Origin of the sequence: Bacillus sp. XT-4, from assembly GCF_050864245.1 — a bacterium.
Taxonomy (GTDB): domain Bacteria; phylum Bacillota; class Bacilli; order Bacillales; family Bacillaceae; genus Bacillus; species Bacillus altitudinis.
Window position 1 is genome coordinate 762040 of sequence record NZ_JBPAFI010000001.1, and the last position, 19482, is coordinate 781521.

Annotated in this window: 17 protein-coding genes; 2 read left to right on the plus strand and 15 right to left on the minus strand. The window is 42.8% G+C overall.

Translation table 11 applies throughout. The annotated features are described in order from the left end of the window. Positions 1 to 17 precede the first annotated feature (17 nt). From ACRRMM_RS04040 to zapA, 11 genes are all read right to left on the minus strand, one after another. Positions 18 to 995 (minus strand): electron transfer flavoprotein subunit alpha/FixB family protein, encoded by a 978-nt coding sequence (locus ACRRMM_RS04040; protein ID WP_058213898.1) that lies wholly within the window; start codon positions 993 to 995, stop codon positions 18 to 20. 44 nt (positions 996 to 1039) lie between these two features. Next, positions 1040 to 1813, minus strand: a complete 774-nt coding sequence (locus tag ACRRMM_RS04045) for an electron transfer flavoprotein subunit beta/FixA family protein (RefSeq protein ID WP_007501632.1) — start codon at positions 1811 to 1813, stop codon at positions 1040 to 1042. Positions 1814 to 1844: 31 nt separating this feature from the next. Then, positions 1845 to 2624, minus strand: a complete 780-nt coding sequence (locus ACRRMM_RS04050; RefSeq protein ID WP_017358245.1) for an enoyl-CoA hydratase — start codon at positions 2622 to 2624, stop codon at positions 1845 to 1847. 25 nt (positions 2625 to 2649) lie between these two features. Further along, positions 2650 to 3234 (minus strand): TetR/AcrR family transcriptional regulator, encoded by a 585-nt coding sequence (locus ACRRMM_RS04055; protein WP_428828547.1) that lies wholly within the window; start codon positions 3232 to 3234, stop codon positions 2650 to 2652. 174 nt (positions 3235 to 3408) lie between these two features. Beyond that, the gene (locus ACRRMM_RS04060; RefSeq protein ID WP_081114428.1) at positions 3409 to 5118 is read right to left on the minus strand and encodes an AMP-binding protein; all 1710 of its coding nucleotides are present in this window, start codon (positions 5116 to 5118) and stop codon (positions 3409 to 3411) included. 100 nt (positions 5119 to 5218) lie between these two features. Beyond that, on the minus strand, positions 5219 to 5674 hold the full coding sequence (locus ACRRMM_RS04065; protein WP_202734298.1) for an Imm63 family immunity protein: 456 nt from the start codon (positions 5672 to 5674) through the stop codon (positions 5219 to 5221). A 162-nt stretch (positions 5675 to 5836) separates the two neighbouring features. After that, the gene (locus ACRRMM_RS04070; RefSeq protein WP_007501637.1) at positions 5837 to 6241 is read right to left on the minus strand and encodes a DUF350 domain-containing protein; all 405 of its coding nucleotides are present in this window, start codon (positions 6239 to 6241) and stop codon (positions 5837 to 5839) included. Positions 6242 to 6255: 14 nt separating this feature from the next. After that, positions 6256 to 8613, minus strand: a complete 2358-nt coding sequence (locus tag ACRRMM_RS04075) for an endonuclease MutS2 (protein WP_146272030.1) — start codon at positions 8611 to 8613, stop codon at positions 6256 to 6258. Positions 8614 to 8634: 21 nt separating this feature from the next. Continuing rightward, positions 8635 to 10347 carry a DNA polymerase/3'-5' exonuclease PolX gene (gene polX / locus ACRRMM_RS04080; protein WP_428828548.1) on the minus strand — a complete coding sequence of 571 codons (1713 nt, stop codon included), beginning with the start codon at positions 10345 to 10347 and terminating at the stop codon, positions 8635 to 8637. Between the two features lie 114 nt (positions 10348 to 10461). Then, positions 10462 to 10995, minus strand: coding sequence for a CvpA family protein (locus ACRRMM_RS04085; RefSeq protein WP_025207758.1), 534 nt, complete (start codon positions 10993 to 10995; stop codon positions 10462 to 10464). 7 nt (positions 10996 to 11002) lie between these two features. Next, positions 11003 to 11260, minus strand: a complete 258-nt coding sequence (gene zapA, locus ACRRMM_RS04090) for a cell division protein ZapA (RefSeq protein WP_008345998.1) — start codon at positions 11258 to 11260, stop codon at positions 11003 to 11005. A gap of 134 nt (positions 11261 to 11394) precedes the next feature. On the opposite strand from zapA, the gene rnhC reads away from it, so the two are divergent. After that, complete coding sequence (gene rnhC, locus ACRRMM_RS04095; RefSeq protein ID WP_035391180.1) at positions 11395 to 12318, plus strand: ribonuclease HIII; 924 nt, start codon at positions 11395 to 11397, stop codon at positions 12316 to 12318. 41 nt (positions 12319 to 12359) lie between these two features. On the opposite strand, the gene pheT is transcribed toward rnhC, so the two are convergent. The 3 genes from pheT to ACRRMM_RS04110 form a co-directional block, all read right to left on the minus strand. Then, complete coding sequence (pheT, locus tag ACRRMM_RS04100; protein WP_428828549.1) at positions 12360 to 14774, minus strand: phenylalanine--tRNA ligase subunit beta; 2415 nt, start codon at positions 14772 to 14774, stop codon at positions 12360 to 12362. A 15-nt stretch (positions 14775 to 14789) separates the two neighbouring features. Further along, complete coding sequence (gene pheS / locus ACRRMM_RS04105) at positions 14790 to 15824, minus strand: phenylalanine--tRNA ligase subunit alpha (RefSeq protein ID WP_008346004.1); 1035 nt, start codon at positions 15822 to 15824, stop codon at positions 14790 to 14792. Positions 15825 to 16201: 377 nt separating this feature from the next. After that, complete coding sequence (locus ACRRMM_RS04110) at positions 16202 to 16945, minus strand: TrmH family RNA methyltransferase (protein ID WP_076822407.1); 744 nt, start codon at positions 16943 to 16945, stop codon at positions 16202 to 16204. Between the two features lie 113 nt (positions 16946 to 17058). Here ACRRMM_RS04110 and sspI point away from each other — a divergent pair, with 113 nt between their 5' ends. Continuing rightward, complete coding sequence (gene sspI, locus ACRRMM_RS04115; RefSeq protein ID WP_008346010.1) at positions 17059 to 17280, plus strand: small acid-soluble spore protein SspI; 222 nt, start codon at positions 17059 to 17061, stop codon at positions 17278 to 17280. Between the two features lie 45 nt (positions 17281 to 17325). On the opposite strand, the gene cstA is transcribed toward sspI, so the two are convergent. Further along, positions 17326 to 19122: a carbon starvation protein CstA gene (gene cstA / locus ACRRMM_RS04120; RefSeq protein ID WP_008346013.1), complete on the minus strand. Its 1797-nt coding sequence runs from the start codon at positions 19120 to 19122 to the stop codon at positions 17326 to 17328. Positions 19123 to 19482: the final 360 nt, after the last annotated feature.

The following is a 19482-nucleotide window of genomic DNA, read 5'->3' on the forward strand; positions in this document are numbered from 1 at the left end:
TTCTGAGTGTATGAGCGTTAAGAATGGATATTCATCTTTTTTAACTCTTCATTTAAAAGCGGAACGACTTCGAATAAGTCACCAACTATTCCGTAATCAGCGATTTTGAAGATTTCAGCTTCTGGGTCTTTGTTGATCGCAACAATGACTTTACTGTTGGACATACCGGCTAAATGCTGAATAGCTCCTGAAATCCCGCAAGCAATGTAAAGGTCAGGTGTGACGACTTTACCGGTTTGACCAATTTGCAGGGCATAATCGCAGTAGTCAGCGTCACATGCACCACGCGAGGCACCGACTGCTGCGCCAAGCGTTTGGGCAAGTTCTTTCAGCGGTTCAAAGCCTTCTTTGCTCTTGACCCCCCTGCCTCCTGCCACAATAACCTTCGCTTCAGATAAATCTACACCTTCTGATGTTTTTTTAATGACTTCCTTCACGATCGTTCTTAGGTTTTGAATATCGACAGAAACTTGCGTCACTTCTCCGCTGCGTGACGCATCACGCTCCAACGGTGCCACGTTGTTTGGACGGATAGTAGCCAAAAGCAGACGATCTGTTGAAATGACTTTTTCAAAAGCTTTTCCTGAATAAATCGGTCTAGTGAAAACAAGATGTTCACCGGTAACGCTTACATCTATTGCATCTGAAATTAAGCCTGTTTGCAGGCGTGCAGCTATTTTTGGTGACAAGTCTTTTCCGATCGATGTATGACCGAAGAGCACTGCATCAGGATTGACTTGATCTAATATTGCCTGAAACGCCTGCGCAAAACCATCAGACGTATAATAAGAAAGATGCGGGTGCTCGACAATCATCACATGATCCGCTCCATAATAAAGCAGTTCATCCGCTTGGTCTTTGACGTGATCCCCTATTAAAACGCCAATCACTTCACCGCCATCAGCCACCTCGTGAGCGGCAGCAATCGCTTCAAACGTCACATTTCTTAATTTACCGTCACGACTTTCTCCAAGTACAACAACTTTTTTACTCATCCTTTAAGCTCCCCCTTGTTCTCGTGGTATCGTAAAGTGGATGTTTAGATGACTTTTGCTTCATTTCTTAGCAGGTCTGTCAGTTCCTTGACCTGATCCTGAAGCTCGCCGCTCAGCACCTTGCCACCCTCTTTTTTCTCCGGTAAGAAACGTTCGATTGTTTTGATTTTAAATGGCACATCGTCTTCATCTAGATCTAGATCGTCTAATTCCAGTTCTTCTAAAGGCTTTTTCTTTGCCTTCATGATGCCTGGTAACGATGGATAACGAGGCTCATTGAGACCTTGCTGCGCGGTGACCACTAGCGGGAGCTCGGCAGAAATCACTTCCACATCACCCTCTGCATCTCGTTCAATTGAAGCTGAGCCGCCGTCGATTTGAATACTTGTAATGGTTGTGACATATGGAAAGCCGAGTAATTCAGCAAGACGCGGGGCCACCTGTCCAGACCCGCCGTCAATCGCTACATTCCCTGCTAAGATCAAGGAAGCTTCTTTATCCTTGAAATAGTGATATAGAATCGTAGAAGCGGAAAACTGATCCCACTCCTCCAAATCATCTTCAACATTTAATAAAACGGCTTGATCGCAGCCCATTGCAAGTGCTGTTCTAAGCTGCTTCTCCGCATCTTCATTGCCAACTGTCACGACCGTTACTTCTCCCCCGTGCTCATCCCGAAGCTGAATCGCTTCTTCAATTGCGTACTCATCATAAGGATTAATAATGAACTCTGCCCCATCTTCTTGAATAGCACCAGACTGAATAGAGATTTTCTCTTCCGTGTCAAACGTACGCTTCATTAAAACAAAAATATTCATTCATTTCTCCCCCTTGTGTCGTACTAATCCCTTATTCCCCTTTAAAATTCGGTTTACGCTTTTCAATAAAAGCTTGGATGCCTTCTTTGGCATCATTCGACTGGAACACCTCAGCAAACTTTTTGGCTTCCAGCTTCATTCCGCCATCATATGAGTACACTTTTGTCGCATTCAATAACTCAAGCACATACTCAAGCGTTTTAGGGCTTTTCGCTGCAAATTTCGCCGCCAATGTTTTCGCTGTTTCCAGCGCTTCTTCCTCTGTTTCCGCAAGTTTTGAAACAAGTCCGCAGGCAAATGCTTCTTCTCCTGTAATTGGCTCAGCTGTTCCCATCATTTCAAGTGCTTTAGCTGATCCAACGTAGCGAGGCAGGCGCTGCGTTCCGCCGAATCCTGGGATAATACCGAGATTTAATTCCGGCAGTCCCAGCTTTGCATCTTTTGTTGCGATTCGAATATCACACGACATCGCCAGCTCAAGCCCGCCGCCTAATGCTGCCCCGTGAATGGAAGCAATCACCGGTTTTGGACATTGTTCAATTCGTTCAAACACTTGCTGTCCTCTGTCTGCAAGGCTGGCATAATCAGACTCTTCCTGCAAGGTCGTAAATTCTTTAATATCAGCACCTGCTGAGAAAAATCTACCTTCTCCATGAATGACAATTGCTCTCACTTCACTGTTTTGTTCAAGCTGATCAAACATGTCGTTGAGTTCAGTGAGAAGCTGAGAGGATAAGGCATTTGCAGGTGGGTGTTGAATCGTGATGAGTGCTGTCTGTTCGTCTTGGTGTAAGCTAAGTATTTTTTCCATGTCAATCATCCTTTTTCAATTGTCTTTAAGATTGATGTATTCCGTTTAAGAGAAGATCATGTACACTTTCTGCGAGTGCAGGCAAGTCATATTTTTGATCATTCATGACCCATGTTGTAGCGGTTTCATCAATCGTCCCAAATACCATTTGTCTCGCTAAGCGGACATCTAGATTTTGTCTAAATTCTCCTGTCTTCTTTCCCTCGGATAAAATGGAGTCGAGCATATTTAAATACCCTTTCAGCACCTCATTGATTTTTTGGCGCAGCTCAAGGTTTGACTGCCTGAGTTCAAGCTGTGTCACAAGGGCCAAATGATGGTCTTGCGATAGCAGGCGAAAGTGTTCTCGAATGAGGAGAAGAAGCTTTTCTTTGGCAGACGGTTTCTTTTGAATATCTGTTTCCATCCGTTCGATGAATTGTCCCATTTTTTCTTTAAACAACGAGATCAAAATATCCTCTTTGTTTTTAAAATAGAGATAAATGGTTCCGTCTGCTACTCCTGCTTGTTTGGCAATCTTTGAAACTTGTGATTGATGGTAGCCGTTCTCTGCAATCACCACAACGGCTGCATCAATAATTTGCATGTACTTCGGTCTTTTCTGCTTCAATGTGCTTCGTCCCTTTCTAAATTGAATGAGCATTCATTCATAACTTTATGTTAAAAAGAAACGAGTGATTTGTCAAGTGATGTTCTTTTTTCTTTTCAACCTTTAGCATACCAGAGCAGACACGTACAATTCAAATCATCCGGCCGCTTGACCGGATGATGCTGGTTCATTCTCTCATTGATCGACTGGTTCTTCTGTTGAAGATGATTGCTTTCTTTTTTCTTCTTCAATTAACACTCTGCGCAAGATTTTCCCTACAGCCGTTTTAGGCAGTGATTCCTTAAATTCGTAGACACGCGGCACTTTAAATGAGGCAATTCTTGTTCTAACAAAACGATCCAGTTCATCCTCTGTTACATAGGCATCCTTCTTCGGGACAACAAAGGCTTTTACTGTTTCCCCTCTATACGGATCAGGAATACCCGCCACAACAACTTCTTGTACAAGCTCATGCTCATAAAGGGCTTCTTCAACCTCTCTTGGGTAAATATTATAGCCGCTCGCGATGATGACATCCTTTTTCCGGTCTACGATATAGAAAAAACCATCCTCATCCATATACCCAATGTCTCCTGTGAAAAACCAGCCGTCTCTTAACACTGCCGCTGTCTCATCCGGCTGATTCCAGTACCCTTTCATGATTTGAGGACCTTTGACGATAATCTCTCCGTGCTCATATGGCGCTTTGAGTCCACCCGTTTCTTCACAATAAATACCGGCATCTGTATTCGGCCAAGGGCACCCGATACTTCCTATTTTGTTCGCTCCCCATAAGAAATTGGCATGAGTGACAGGAGAAGTTTCAGAAAGTCCATACCCCTCCACCAGCCTTCCTCCTGTTAGTTTTTCAAAACTCTGTTTGACTTCAACAGGAAGAGCGGCCGATCCGCTTAAGCATGCGGTGATGGATGATAGGTCATACTTCTCAATATTCGGATGATGAAGCAGGGCAATATACATCGTTGGTGCTCCTGGGAACAGCGTCGGTTTCTGTTTTTCAATGGTCTTCAAGGCATCCGCTGCATCAAAACGCGGAAGAAGAATCATTTGATGACCTTCTTTGACTGCAAGGTTTAGCACGGTCGTCATGCCGTATACATGAAAAAACGGAATGATCCCAAGAATCCGCTCTTTTCCGCGGTTCGTTTTATACATCCAGGATGTACACATTTCTGTATTGGCTACTATATTTTCGTGTGTGAGCATGACACCTTTTGGTAAACCGGTCGTTCCGCCTGTATATTGCAAAACTGCGACATCCTCTTTCGGTTGAAAGGATATTTGCGGAATCCGTTCTCCTGACGACTCTTTCATGATCTGTGAGAAATGATGAATGGAATCACTCTTCTCCACTTGGATGACCATGTTGTTTTTCCTTCGCTGGACAATCGGAAACAATATGTTTTTCGGAAATGGCAAGTAATCTTGTAATTTTGTGATGATCAAATGCTCCATACTTGTCAGCGCTTTCATTTTATAGGCCTTTGGATACAGTAGATCGAGAGTGATCAGCACCTTAGAGCCGCTGTCCTCCATTTGATATTCCAGTTCTTTCTCCGTATAAAGCGGATTGGTTTGAACGACAATGCCGCCTGCTATTAAAACCGCATAATAAGAAATCACCGATTGCGGGCAGTTTGGCAGCATAATCGCTACTCTGTCGCCTTTTTTGACACCGATGTCAATCAAGTGACTGGCTAATTTCAGTGCATCTTCTTGTAACTGCTGGTAGGTGATGTTTTTTCCTAAAAAATGAATGGCAGTATGCTCAGGTGCTGCCTCTGCGGAGCTGAATAAGTAAGATTGCAACGTTTCATTTGGGATGGTGAGTTCGTGGGGAATTTGATTCGGGTAATGCAGAAGCCAACGTTTATCTGACTGCATAAAAACCCTCCTTCCTGAACTTTCGTACTATTTTATTATAGCAAACTTTTCCTTATGGCTGTTTGCTTTTTTCAAATCGAGCTCGTTCCATGACACATCTTCATTTTTTCGCCGGTGTTTCTATAGAGGCTCTTTTCCCTTCATGATGCCACTTTTCGTATAATCCACCGATCGCACGAAATGACTCATGGACTCTCTCCACGATCTGTTTATGGATACTAGGGTCATTAGGTAAATGTGTGTGGATGTTGTCCACTTGATATTGTCTCATCATGTCTAGATACACAGTTAGAAAGATGGTGTCTTCTAAAATCCAATAAACGACTTCATCCGCCTCTTTTGTTCTTTTATGAAGCACTTTAATCCCTCGTTCATATTGAATAAGAATATAGCCGGCTGGATCAATTTCAATATAGGGGCTCAAATCATCAAAAAAACCAGTCGTTTGAAAAGGACGTGCAATATACGGTTCATATATGTCTTGGGGAAGAGATGTCTTTTTGAGACAAGTGTCAATGCGCTTTATGAGTTCGTCTTTTTGCAAGATTTGATTCATTCTGATTCGCCGCCTTTGATGAGTGAAAAGCTGTCAAGGTTTTCCCTGACAGCTTTCTAGAATGTATTCTTCATTTTACAGGAACATGTAAACGGCACCAATAACCGCAAAAGTGCAGGCAACTACAATTAATACTTTGGCTAGTTTTTCCATGTCGTCTCCTTAAATGCCGGCTGCTACTACATAAGACAGCCCAACAGAAATAATGAGTGAAATAAACCCGACCGCTCTATTATCATTCTCAATCTCTTTGTCTACTTTAAATCGTGGTGTTAAAAATTCAAAAATGAAATAGCTGACGAGCAGCATCACAAAGCCGTATACGCCCCATCCGACCATTTGAAGAAGCGAGTTGTGCTGGGCGATGGAATGCTGAAAGACATTGGCAATCCCAAAAATCTTCCCGCCGGTTGCCATAGCAACAGCTAAGTTCCCCCGCTGAATCTCTTCCCAGTTTTTATAGGAGGTCACGAGTTCAAATATGGTCAGAAATAAGACAAGACATAGGACGGCCACGCTGTAATAGGCGGCAATTTCCACAAGTTCATTTTCCCAAAAGGCTTTCATGCGTTTTCTCCTTTTTACTTTAATTCGACGATGGTGACGCCTGATCCTCCCTCGCCTTGTTCTCCAAAACGAGCATTTTTTACACTACGGTGCTGTTTTAATAATTCCTGGACCCCTTTTCTCAAGGCGCCAGTGCCTTTACCGTGAATGATCGACACACGCGGATAGCCAGCTAAGACGGCATCATCTAAGTATTTCTCGACTCTGCTTAAGGCATTCTCATAACGCTCTCCTCTTAAATCAAGCTCAAGTGATACATGATAGTCTTTTCCTTTGACCGCCGTGATGGCTTTCTCTTGTTTAAATTCCGGTGCTGATTTGATAAATTCCATATCTTTTTCTTTTACTTTCATTTTCAGAATGCCCATTTGGACACTCCATTCTTTGTTACCCGTTTGTTCGATGAGCGTTCCTTTTTGGCCAAACGTCAACACTTTGACTTCATCGCCTGGCTTTAGCTGTCTTGCTGCTTTTTTCACTGGCTCTGATTTTTTCTTACGGTCAAACTCAGGGACAGCTTCTTCAAGACGCTTTCTCGCATCAATGAGTTCATGTTCTTTGAATGAACGATGCTCACTTTTAATGGACCGAAGCTCTTGAATAATCTCTTCTGCTTCTTTTGTTGCTTGTTCAATCTTTTCTGCCGCTTTTTGTTCAGCTTCTTCCAGCAGTTTGTCCTTTTGTTCATTCCATTCAAGGATTTGTTTTTGCAATTCTTTATGGAGCTTCTCTGCTTCTTTTCTATAGAATTCCGTCTCATGCAGTTCTTCTTCTGCTTGTTTTTTGCTGTCTTCTAATGAAGCAATCATCTGATCGACTTCATTATGTTCTGCGTGCATATCTGCTTTTGCACGGTCAATTAAATGATGAGGCAATCCTAGACGTTTGGAAATTTCAAATGCATTACTTCGTCCCGGCACCCCGATGAGCAAGCGATATGTGGGGGATAAGGTTTCAATATCAAATTCTACACTCGCATTTGTGACGCCTTCTCGGTTATACCCGTATGCCTTCAGCTCAGGATAGTGAGTCGTTGCGATGACGCGCGCATTTGTTTGATGAACTTCATCTAAGATGCTCATCGCAAGTGCTGCACCTTCAGCAGGATCTGTCCCCGCACCTAATTCATCAAATAACACGAGTGAATTAGACGTCAAATGCTTTAAGATATCCACAATATTGACCATATGAGATGAGAATGTACTCAAGCTCTGTTCAATAGACTGCTCGTCTCCAATATCAGCAAAGACTTGATCGAATACAGCCACTTCTGATCCTTCTTCGACTGGAATATGAAGGCCTGCCTGCGTCATCAGCGTAAGAAGTCCAAGTGTTTTTAAAGTGACGGTCTTACCGCCTGTATTTGGACCCGTGATGACGATCGTAGAAAAATCTTTGCCTAGCTCAATATCATTTGCCACAACCTGATCTCGGGGCAATAGGGGATGTCTTGCCCGTTTTAAATAAATCTCCCCTTGGTTATTCACAGTAGGTTTTGTGGCTTTTTCTGCTTTTGCATATTTGGCTTTGGCGAAAATAAAATCTAATGTTTGAAGTTCATTCACATTATGAAGCAATTCATCAATGTGCTCTGACACACTCGCTGTTAGCATTTGCAAAATCTTTTCAATCTCTTGCTTTTCTTTTAGGCGAGTTTGCTGCAAGGTGTTATTTAAATCCACGACCACTTGCGGCTCAATAAAAAGAGTTGCGCCTGAAGAAGATTGATCGTGAACAATTCCTCCATAATTCGAGCGGTACTCTTGTTTTACGGGAATGACAAACCGATCATTACGAATGGTCACAATGGTGTCTGACAGCATTTTCGAGGCAGATTGTGAACGAATCATTGATTCTAATTTATCTCGTACTTTTGATTCTAGTGATCGTAACTGCGTTCGTATGGTGCGGAGGGCAGGCGTTGCGTGATCAAGCACTTCTCCATTGTCACCAATACAGCTTTCGATTTCTTTTCTCACGTCTGGCAGTAAAATCAGCGATTCTGCATATGTATGAAGACGGGGTATCTCTACTCCGTCCTCATACATAGAGGTGAGAAAGTGCTTCATGTTTTTTGTGGTATATAACAGCGCCGCAATTTCCATCAGCTCAGCAGGGCTTAATATACTGCCTATTTCTGCTCGTTTGACGCCTCGTCTAATATCCGTTAACCCGCCAAACGGCGCAGATCCTTTTAAACGAATCACATCTTGCGCTTCTGCTACCTCTTCTAGCAGATGCTGAATGCTCTCGATATCTGTGAGTGGTATTAAGTCCTGCGCTTTTTCTTTCCCTAAAGTCGAAGCAGTATAGGACATGACTTTTTCTTTTACTTTATGAAATTCTAATGATGCTAACACTTTTTGTTGCAGCATGGTCCAGCCTCCTAACGACTACCTGTCACGCGTTAAAAACTTTTTCATCTCATTGAGTGAAAATGTATTCACGACATTTGCTTTTGGTGTCCAGCCCTTTCTTGCAGCTGTGACACCGACGTCCATATGATCGAGCATGGCGAAGTTGTGTGCATCTGTGTTGATCATGATGTTCACACCCGCTTCGTTTGCTTTCATTAAATGCTCTGTTTTTAAATCAAGTCTTGACGGGTTGCTGTTGAGTTCCAGTGCAGTGCCCGTTTTTTTCGCAAGCTCTATGAGCTGATCAATATTTAAGGCATAGCCATCTCGTCTACCAATCAAACGGCCAGTTGGATGGGCAATTAAATCCACATGCTGATTATTCAAGGCATTTTCTAGGCGCTCCATAATGACTTCCTCCGGCTGAGAGAAGCTAGAATGAATAGACGCAATGACAAAATCCATGTCTGCTAGAAAGTCATCATCATAATCTAACGACCCATCCGGCAAAATATCCATTTCGACCCCTTTGAAAATGTGAAAATGTTCGAATTCTTGATTCAGCTTGTCAATTTCTTTTGCTTGCAAACGCAAACGTTCTTTTGTTAAACCGTTTGCTACTTTTAAATATTGTGAGTGGTCTGTGATCGCCATGTATTCATAGCCTTTTGCGATACATGCCTCTGCCATTTCGCGAATAGAAAAAGCGCCATCACTCCATGTCGAGTGCATATGAAGATCGCCTTTGATATCTTTTCGTTCCACAAATTGCATACTTTCTTTATACGTATCAATCTCTGCTCCGGTTTCACGAATTTCTGGCGGAATGAGCGGAAGTTGGAAATGTGCATAAAAAGCGCTTTCGTCTTCAAATGTTTTCACATCCCCAGTTTCGATCGTTTCAACCCCATATTCACTAATACGCTCACCGCGCTCCTTCGCAAGCTGTCGCATACGAATGTTATGATCTTTTGAGCCAGTGAAATGGTGCAGCGTTGTTGCAAATTGGTCTGTTGTCACAAGGCGGAAATCTACACTGATTTCAAAATCTAGTGCAAGTATGACCGATACCTTCGTATCACCGCTCGCAATGACATCTTTGACATCATCAAGAGCAACAAGTTGTTCTCTCACTTGTTCAGGGTTATCAGTCGCAATGATGTAATCTAAATCTTTAACCGTTTCACGCGCACGTCTTAAACTGCCCGCTCTTGAAAAACGGATGATTCCCTCCATCTGTTCCAGCGCATCATCAATTCGCTCTGCCACATCTAATGCAAAACCAATTGGCAGTCGTTCTGGCTGCTTTCCCGCCTCCTCAAGAGCGGCAAGAATCTTTTCTTCTGTTTTTTTGCCAAACCCAGCAAGCGTTTGTACTTTTTCCGCTTCACATGCTTCTTTTAAAGACTGTGCATCGTGAACACCAAGCTCTTGGTAGAGCTTAGCAATCTTCTTCCCGCCGAGTCCTTGCAATTTTAAGAGGGGGACAAGTCCTTCAGGCACTTCTTTTTTTAATTGTTCGAGTGTTTCAGACTGTCCTTTTTCGATATACTCTGTGATCACAGCAAAGGTTCCTTTGCCAATACCGGGTAATGCTAATAGGTCATCTATTTGAGAAAGGCTGCGGTCATCTTGTTCCAGTGCCGCAGCTGCTTTACGAAAGGCAGAAATTTTAAAAGGATTGTCTCCTTTTAGCTCCATATAGACTGCAATTGTTTCAAGAAGTTTGATAATATCTTTTTTATTCATCTCTCATCCTCCAGCCGCTTTGGCATCTTCCTATATAAATATACAAACTTTCCCTTCATCCGACAACTTTCTGTCATGGAATGAGAAAAAACTTCTCCAAGAAAGGAGAAGTTCTTAAACTCCATACGTCGACCAGAGGTCTTTGACAAGACCGGACAGGTAAGGGGTGCTATTTACGATCACATCTGCTAACATTGATTTGCTCATCATCGTTTGAAGCGCATCGACTGGAAGTAATGCGGCCACAAACAATAAAATAAACACAAATAGATAGGTTTCAAGAAATCCTAAAACAGCGCCAAGCAGTTTGTTGACCTGTTTAATCACAGGGATACTTGCAATGGTTGTGAGCAATCCGCCGATGATAGCGAGCAGGATTTTAGTCAAGATAAACAGAATGATAAACGCAATGGTATTATAATAAGCTGTTTCTAGATTCCCACTAAAGAAAGCAAGCTGCGCTTGACCGCCGCTAAAATTAGGTGCTGGAATCCACGTAAGCTGTGGTGCAAGTGACTGATAAAACAGAGAAGCCACTAAAATAGAAACAACAAAGCTAATCAATTTAATAAATTGAAGAATAAACCCGCGTTTTAGACCGACAAGCGTTCCCATAAGAAGCAAAAACAAAATGATGATATCGATCACGGTAATTTCATTCCTTTTCTTTTAGATGAAGCTCTAGTTTTTCGTATTGCTCTTTTAATTTCAAGTAGTCGTGGACGACATTGACTGCTGTCAGTACAGCTAATTTGTTTATATCAAGGTATGGATTTTTTTCATTGATTTCTCTCATTTTATCATCAACAATTGAAGCAACATGTCGCATATGCATCTTCGTTTCTTGACCGATGATCGTATAGGACTGTCCGTAAATCTCAACTGTTGTTTTCGTTTTACCGCCGTCAGACAACGTTTCTCCTCCATTCCACGAGAATCCTAGTCTCTATCATAACATGTTTAGACATTGAATGGAAAGACGAGCCCTTCCCTGTTATGGTACACTTTAGAAATCAATGATATCAAGGTAAAAAGGAGTTATCCACTGTGCCCCAATCCGTCTTAAAAGCAACATCAGAAGACATGAAAAAAATGAAGAGCGTGTACGCTCAGCATTTAACTGACACTTTGCCGCCAGGCGCTCTATTTCAAGCAAAGGTTCCCGGCTGTACGATTACAGCTTACAAATCTGGAAAAGTGCTGTTCCAAGGACAAAAGGCAGAAGCTGAAGCAAGTCAGTTCAACCATTTACAAGCAGCTGAAACAAAAAGCAAAAAAACACCATCCATCACACAGTACAGCCCACCACCCGGCATTGCTTCCATGTCGGTTATTGGCTCAGATGAGGTCGGTACTGGCGATTATTTTGGACCCATTACGGTCTGTGCGGCTTATGTTGATTCCAGTCAGCTTGCTCTCATGAAAGAGCTCGGGGTGAAAGACTCAAAAGGACTAAAAGATCCGCAGATTATCAACATTGCCAAAGACTTGATCAAAACCATCCCGTTCAGCCTTCTCGTGCTTCGGAATGAAAAATACAATGCGATGCAGGAAAAGGGCATGAGCCAAGGGAAAATGAAGGCACTGCTTCATAACCAAGTCATCACCTCCGTACTTGAAAAACTGGATGGCAAGAAACCAGAAGCCATTCTCATTGACCAATTTGCCGAACCAGGCATTTATTTCAGGCACCTTGCGGGGAAAAAGATCATTCGGGAGCGTACATACTTTAGTACGAAAGCAGAAGGCATCCACTTATCGGTTGCTGCAGCTTCTATTATTGCAAGATATGCTTTTTTAATTGAAATGGATAAATTATCAAAAGCAGCGGGCTTTGACATTCCAAAAGGGGCCGGTCCGCATGTTGACAAAGCGGCAGCAAAGCTGATGAAACAGCACGGCGAAGAGGCTTTACGCCAATTTACAAAACTTCATTTTGCCAACACCCAAAAAGCGAAAAAATGGTTATAATTAAAAAAGAGCTATCGCCCATAAAGCGATAGCTCTTTTGATTATCCGCGCAAGACGGCTTGATACGTATCTTCTAATGCTTTCAATACGTTTGTATGAACAGCCGTGACTTCTTCCTCAGTCAACGTTTGTTCTGGGTTTAAATATTGCAGAGAGAATGCAACAGACTTTTTACCTTCTTCCATATGCTCACCCTCATACACATCAAAGACGGAAAGGTCTGTGAGCAATTGTCCGCCAGCTTCATAAATGACTTGCTCCAGCTGTCCGCTTGAAATATGCTGATCGACGACAAGTGCGATGTCTCTAGTCACTGCTGGGAATCTCGGAATAGCCGTATATTTCATATCCTCTGTTTCAGACGTCATTACATCTGTTAAATCAAATTCAAATACATACGTTTCTTTTAAATCTAATTCCTTTTCCACTACTGGATGAAGTGCAGCTACAAAGCCAATCACTTTTCCATTTAAATGAACATCGGCTGTACGTCCTGGGTGAAGGCCCTCACGCTCTGCTTGAACATACGTGATCTCTTCTGATACACCAAGCTTTTCAAACAGCCCTTCTGCAATACCCTTCGCAACATAAAAATCGACAGCTTTTTTCTCGCCCTGCCAAAGATTTTTATGCCATAAGCCTGTCAGCGCACCAGCGACATGTTCTTTCTCCACCGGTTTTGCCCCTTCAGCTTCTGCTAAGAACACAGAACCCGTTTCATAAAAGGCAAAAGAATCAGCTTGTCTTGCTAAGTTATATGCAACAGAATCAAGTAAGTTTGGCAGAAGGCTTTGTCTCAGCACACTTCGTTCCTCACTCATCGGCAAGGAAAGTCTTGTTTGATAAGCTGGATTTAAAGCAAAGGCTGTGGACTTATGCTGATTCGTTAATGAATACGTAATCGCTTGAGAAAGCCCTGCGCCCTCTAAGAAACGTCTCACCTTTCTGCGCTTCACTTGGTATGGCGTAAGACCGCCAACGGTACCAGCTGTCGCAGGGAGTGTAGATGGAATATTGTCGTAGCCGTATAATCTCGCGACTTCTTCAATGAGGTCTTCTTCAATCGTAATATCCATTCTACGGGAAGGAACCGTTACGACAAGCACATCATTTGATTCGCCCACTGTAAAGCCTAGTTTGTTGAAAATCTGAATCATATCTTCTTTTGAAATGCTCATACCAAGCACCTTGTTCACACGCTCAGTTGATACGTGGATGACATTCATACTTGTTTCAAGGTGGTTTTCCTCCACAGTCCCGCTTAACACTTCACCACCTGCATAGATGCTGATCAATTGCGCTGCTCTTTCGGCTGCTGATTTCGTCCGCTGCGGATCGAGCCCTTTTTCAAATCGTGTGCTTGATTCACTGCGAAGCCCTAAGTCTCTAGATGCTTGACGGACGGTTTGACCGTTGAAATATGCCGCTTCTAAAAGAATCGTTGTCGTCTCATCACGCACCTCTGATTCAAAACCGCCCATGACGCCTGCAACAGCATGCGCTTTTGTGCCATTTGTAATGACAAGATGCTTCGAAGACAATGTACGTTCTTGTTCATCCAGAGTTTGAATCATTTCATTTTCAGCCCCTTTTCGTACGACCACCTGCTTTGAACCAAAGCGGTCATAATCAAAGGCGTGTAGAGGTTGACCGTATTCAAGTAAGACAAAATTCGTAATATCCACGACGTTGTTAATTGGGCGGATACCTGCATTCATCAATCTTGTTTGCATCCAAAGTGGTGCTGGCCCAATCTTTACATTTTTAATGATCTTCGCTGCATAAAGTGGATTCGCTTCTTGATCCTCAATTTTAACAGAAATATAGTCTGCTGCTTTTTCAGAAGAAGTGTCATGCGCTGTATCAGGAAGCTTGATGTCTCTCCCTAAAATGGCGGCAACCTCAAAAGCCACTCCTAGCATATTAAGGGCATCGGCACGGTTTGGTGTTAAGCCAAGTTCAAGTACCGCGTCATCTAATTGAAGCGCTTGAAGGGCATCATCTCCTGGTTTTACGTCATTCGGGAAAACAAAGATACCTTCTGCATATTCTTTTGGTACGAGCTTGCTCTCTACGCCTAATTCTTGCAGAGAACAAATCATGCCATGAGACTCTTCACCGCGCAGTTTTGCTTTTTTAATTTTAAAGTTTCCAGGAAGGACTGCACCAACTGTTGCGACAGCCACATGCTGTCCTTTATCCACATTTGGAGCCCCGCATATAATTTGCACCGGTGCGTCTTCGCCGATATCAACAAGACATTTGTTTAATTTATCCGCATTCGGATGCTGTTCACGTTCAATGACGTGTCCAACGACAACGCCTTTGATGCCTTCGCCTTTATACTCAACGGCTTCCACTTCAATTCCGCTTCTTGTGATTTTCTCTGCTAATTCATCCGGCTGAATGCCTTCTAAATCGACATAGTCCTCTAACCATTTATATGAAACAAACATGTTGATTTCCTCCTCTTAGTCCTGCTTAAATTGCTTCGTGAATCTAATATCATTTGTGTAGAAATGACGAATGTCATCTATGCCGTATTTCAGCATGGCAATACGTTCAACACCCATTCCAAAAGCAAAGCCTTGGTAAGTATCTGGATCAAATCCGCTCATTTTCAATACATTCGGGTGTACCATTCCTGCACCTAAAATTTCAATCCAGCCTGTTCCTTTACATACAGAACAGCCTTTCCCGCCGCATTTAAAGCATGACACATCAACTTCAACGGAAGGTTCTGTGAATGGGAAAAAGCTTGGGCGCAGTCTAATTTCACGATCCTCACCAAACATTTTTCTTGCGACTGTCTCAAGCGTCCCTTTGAGGTCACTCATGCTAATATTGTGATCGACCACAAGTCCTTCAATTTGCATGAATTGATGGGAGTGAGTGGCATCATCGCTGTCACGTCTATACACCTTACCAGGGCAGATGATTTTCACAGGGCCTTGGCCTTTATATTTCTCAAGTGTACGTGCTTGAACGGGTGATGTTTGCGTTCTCATGAGTGTGTCTTCAGTAATATAGAAGCTGTCCTGCATATCACGTGCCGGATGTTCTTTTGGAAGATTGAGCGCTTCAAAGTTATAGTAATCTGTTTCCACCTCTGGGCCCTCTTCAACGGTATAGCCCATGCCGATAAATAAATCTTCAATATCTTCTACGACAATCGTTAATGGATGTCTTGCCCCGATTTTGATCGGACTTGCTGGTAATGTGACATCAATGGTTTGAGAAGCCAGTTTCTTTTTCACTTCTTCTGCTTCTAGCTGCTCATTTTTTTCAGCAATGGCACCAGCAATCTGCTCTCTCACTTCATTTGCAAGTGCGCCCATTTTTGGTCTTTCTTCAGCGGAAAGCTTGCCCATTCCGCGCAGCACTTCTGTAATCGGACCTTTTTTCCCTAAATATTGAACACGAATATCATTGACTTCTTTGAGCGAACTGGCTGCTTCAACCTTTGCTATCGCTTCTGTTTCAAGCTGTTTTAACGTTTCTTGCATGAGTGTGATCCTCCTTTTAATATACAAAACCGTCTGAATAAACGGGTGTTTGATTGTTTGAAGACAATAAAAAAACCCGCCCCCTCCAAAAAAGAAGGGACGAGTTGTGGTCGCGGTACCACCCTTGTTAAGCACAAATACATGTGCGAATAAGCTTCATTGACATAACGGAATCAAACGAATCCGGTCCACCTTTACGCAAAACCTGCGGTCCCGGTGACAACTCCAGAGGTGAATTCCTGTTTCAGCATTCCTTAAATGCACTTTCAGTCTACGATGCATTCTCCCTATTAGGACGCTCCGTGAAACAATCTTCCTCTATCATGGTTTTTAAAATATTAGTTTCATTATAGTGAAAAATAGGACGTGATGCAACACTATCCGCGCAAATGATAGACAAGAACCGCTGCTGCCACAGCCACATTTAATGATTCCGCTTGTCCGTACATCGGAACATATAAATTTTGATCTGTCATTTGAAGAATCTCTGGATCAATACCTGCTCCCTCGTTGCCTACAATTAACGCAAATGGACCTTCTGATGCTATGTGTCTATACTCTTTCGCATTTTTTAAAGCACTGCCATATACAGGTATACCTTGCGCCTTTAATGCTGGAATTGTCTGTTGTAGTGTTTGTTTTAAGATAGGCAGGTGAAAATGAGACCCTTGTGCTGAACGGAGCGTTTTTCCGTTAAACGCATCAACGGTTCCATCCCCTAGGACCACAGCATCAAGCCCCGCTGCATCTGCTGTCCGAATGAGTGTGCCTAAATTCCCCGGATCCTGCACTGCATCTAACAGAAGCATTCGTTCATACTTTTTCTCCTCAAATACAGGAATTGTACAAACCGCTGCGATTTGCTGAGGTGTTTCCGTTTCCGTCATCGCAGTAAAAGCCTCTTCACTTAATTCATACAGCTCAATGTCAGGCTCGATGTCGGCAGGGAGCATGTCAGGTGTTGTGATCATTAACTCTTTCACAACCCCGCTTTTCAATGCTTCTTCTACTAAGTGTTTTCCTTCAACAAGGAACAGCCCTGTTTTCGTTCGTTCTTTTTTTGTATGGAGCTTTTTCCATTGTTTAATGTGTGCGTTTTTAGCTGATTCTATATACTTCAAGCGACTTTAACTCCTTTAAATATCATGAATTTATTATATCTCAAGCACACTACATAATAAACCTGTCTTTGAGACAGAATAGGGCTATCACCATCAAAAAAGGAGTGTGGGCAATGGATTTTAATTTAAGAGGCGCAGTGATTCAAAACATTACTGGCCATAATCAAGAGCAGCTTGAGCATACGATTTTAGATGCGATTCAAAGCGGCGAGGAAAAAATGCTGCCAGGTCTTGGCGTTTTGTTTGAGGTGTTATGGCAAGAGGCATCAGAAGATGAAAAAAATGAAATTCTTGAAACATTAGAGCAGGGCTTAAAGCCTGAACATCAGCAATAACAGGAAGCCGGTTTGCTTATTTATGAGCAAGCCGGCTTTGTTCATTTAGCCAGTGATTGGCGTCTCCATTCGAAGAGCTGGATCGCGCCAAATCTCGATCCATTTTTTAATAGCGAACACGATAATGACAAAACCTAAAATCAGCATAATCATCGAAAGCACGGCGTTCAGTACACTGTAGCCAGATGCTTCTGGATTGAGATAGACATTCGCAACCATCCAATAACCCGCATAATTCACTGTCACATATAAGTAGGCAAGTGGAATTAAACAAGTCAACATATACCGCCTTTTATCCGCGATTTTCAACACAACCGTCGCCCCAATGATTAATCCGACCGAGGCCATTAGCTGGTTTGACACGCCAAAGAGTGCCCAAATGGACCCAATGTCTCCAGAGTAAAGCAAGTATCCCCACATAAAACAAGCAAGTGCACTTGCAAAGACTGACCCTGGTACCCAGTCATTTCGTTTCAGCGGTTTATATGCTTCTCCAAAGAAGTCTTGGATCAAATATCGCGCGACACGGGTTCCTGCGTCAATTGCCGTTAAAATAAAGACGGCTTCAAACATAATCACGAATTGGAAGAAATAAGAGGCCAAATGACTAAAGAACGGAATACCCGTAAAGATGTACGCCATCCCTACAGCTAATGTAACAGCTCCACCTGTTCTTCCTTCTAAGTCAAGACCGATTTCTTTGCTTAGTTGAGGAAGATTCTCGACACTCATACCAAGCGTACGGAACACTTCAGGTGTACTATTAATTGCAAAATAATCTCCCGGATGAAGCGCAGTAGCGGCAATTAACGCCATGATTCCCACTAAACATTCTACGAGCATCGCGCCAAACGCCACCGGCTTCATATCACTCCAACGATCTAGCATTTTTGGCGTTGTGCCAGAGCCAACAAATGCATGAAAACCAGAAATCGCACCACAAGCAATGGTAATCGAAATAAAAGGCCATACAGGTCCAGCTAAGACAGGTCCTCCGCCACTCACAAACTCCGTAAACGCCGGAAATTGGATGGTTGGATTAACCACAAAGATTCCCGCAATGAGCGCGATGAATACACCAATTTTCATAAAACTGCTTAAATAGTCTCTGGGTGCCAAAAGCAGCCAAACCGGCAGGGCCGCGGCAAAGAACGCATAGATTGGCAGGGCAAGGGCAAGCGTTTTTGTATCAAGTGTTAACAAATCTCCAAGTGCTGTTCCTTGAATATTCGGTCCAAGGAATACCCCCAACATCAATAATATGAATCCCGCAGATGTCGCCAGCTTTAAATTGCCCGTCTTTTTATAATAAAGGCCAACTCCCATCGCTATTGGAATGGTAATACCAACTGCAAAGGTTCCCCAAGGATTTCGTTCTAAAGCATGAAGCACAACCATGGACAGTCCTGCCATTGTAATTGTAATAATAAATAACATGGCGAGCCCTGTGCAAAATCCTGCCACAGGACCAAGCTCCTCTTTCGCTACCTCTGATAGTGATTTCCCCTTTTTCCGCATCGAAGCAAACAAGACCACGAGATCATGAACAGCTCCGCCAATCACCGCTCCAATTAAGAGCCAAAGGAGACCAGGTAAATACCCAAATTGTGCGGCTAAAATCGGACCAACTAATGGACCAGCAGCGGCAATTGCAGCAAAGTGATGCCCAAATGTGACCCATTTGTTTGTTGGCACATAATCTTTCCCATCCTCGAGTGCATGAGCCGGTGTAGGATGATCATCTGTGACCTTTAGTACCTTCACCATCATAAACGTACCATAGAGGCGATAGGCAATCGCTAAAATACACATCGATCCTATCACAATTGAAACCGCATTCATTTAACCATCCCCTTTGCATAAACAATTTGTTACAAATATAACATGAATTGATTGATTTTTCTTTCTTTTAAAACCAAGTTAACAAATAGGAATAATTGATTTAATCTAAAATAAGCTTCACCTACTTCCATAAACTCTCTTTTGACAGAGCAAGTTTGAGGCTCTGTCCTTTTTTATTGATTTCATCTTACATAAATACAAGATGGATCACATGTGCCTTCCTCACTAGAAAAATATCACTTCATTTACTTGAAAACAGTTCTTTTGACACAACTTACATTCCAACGTTCATTTCCTGGGAAATTCAACGCAATTAAAAAACCTTTCCCCATATTGGAGAAAGGCTTCGTCTTAAGAACC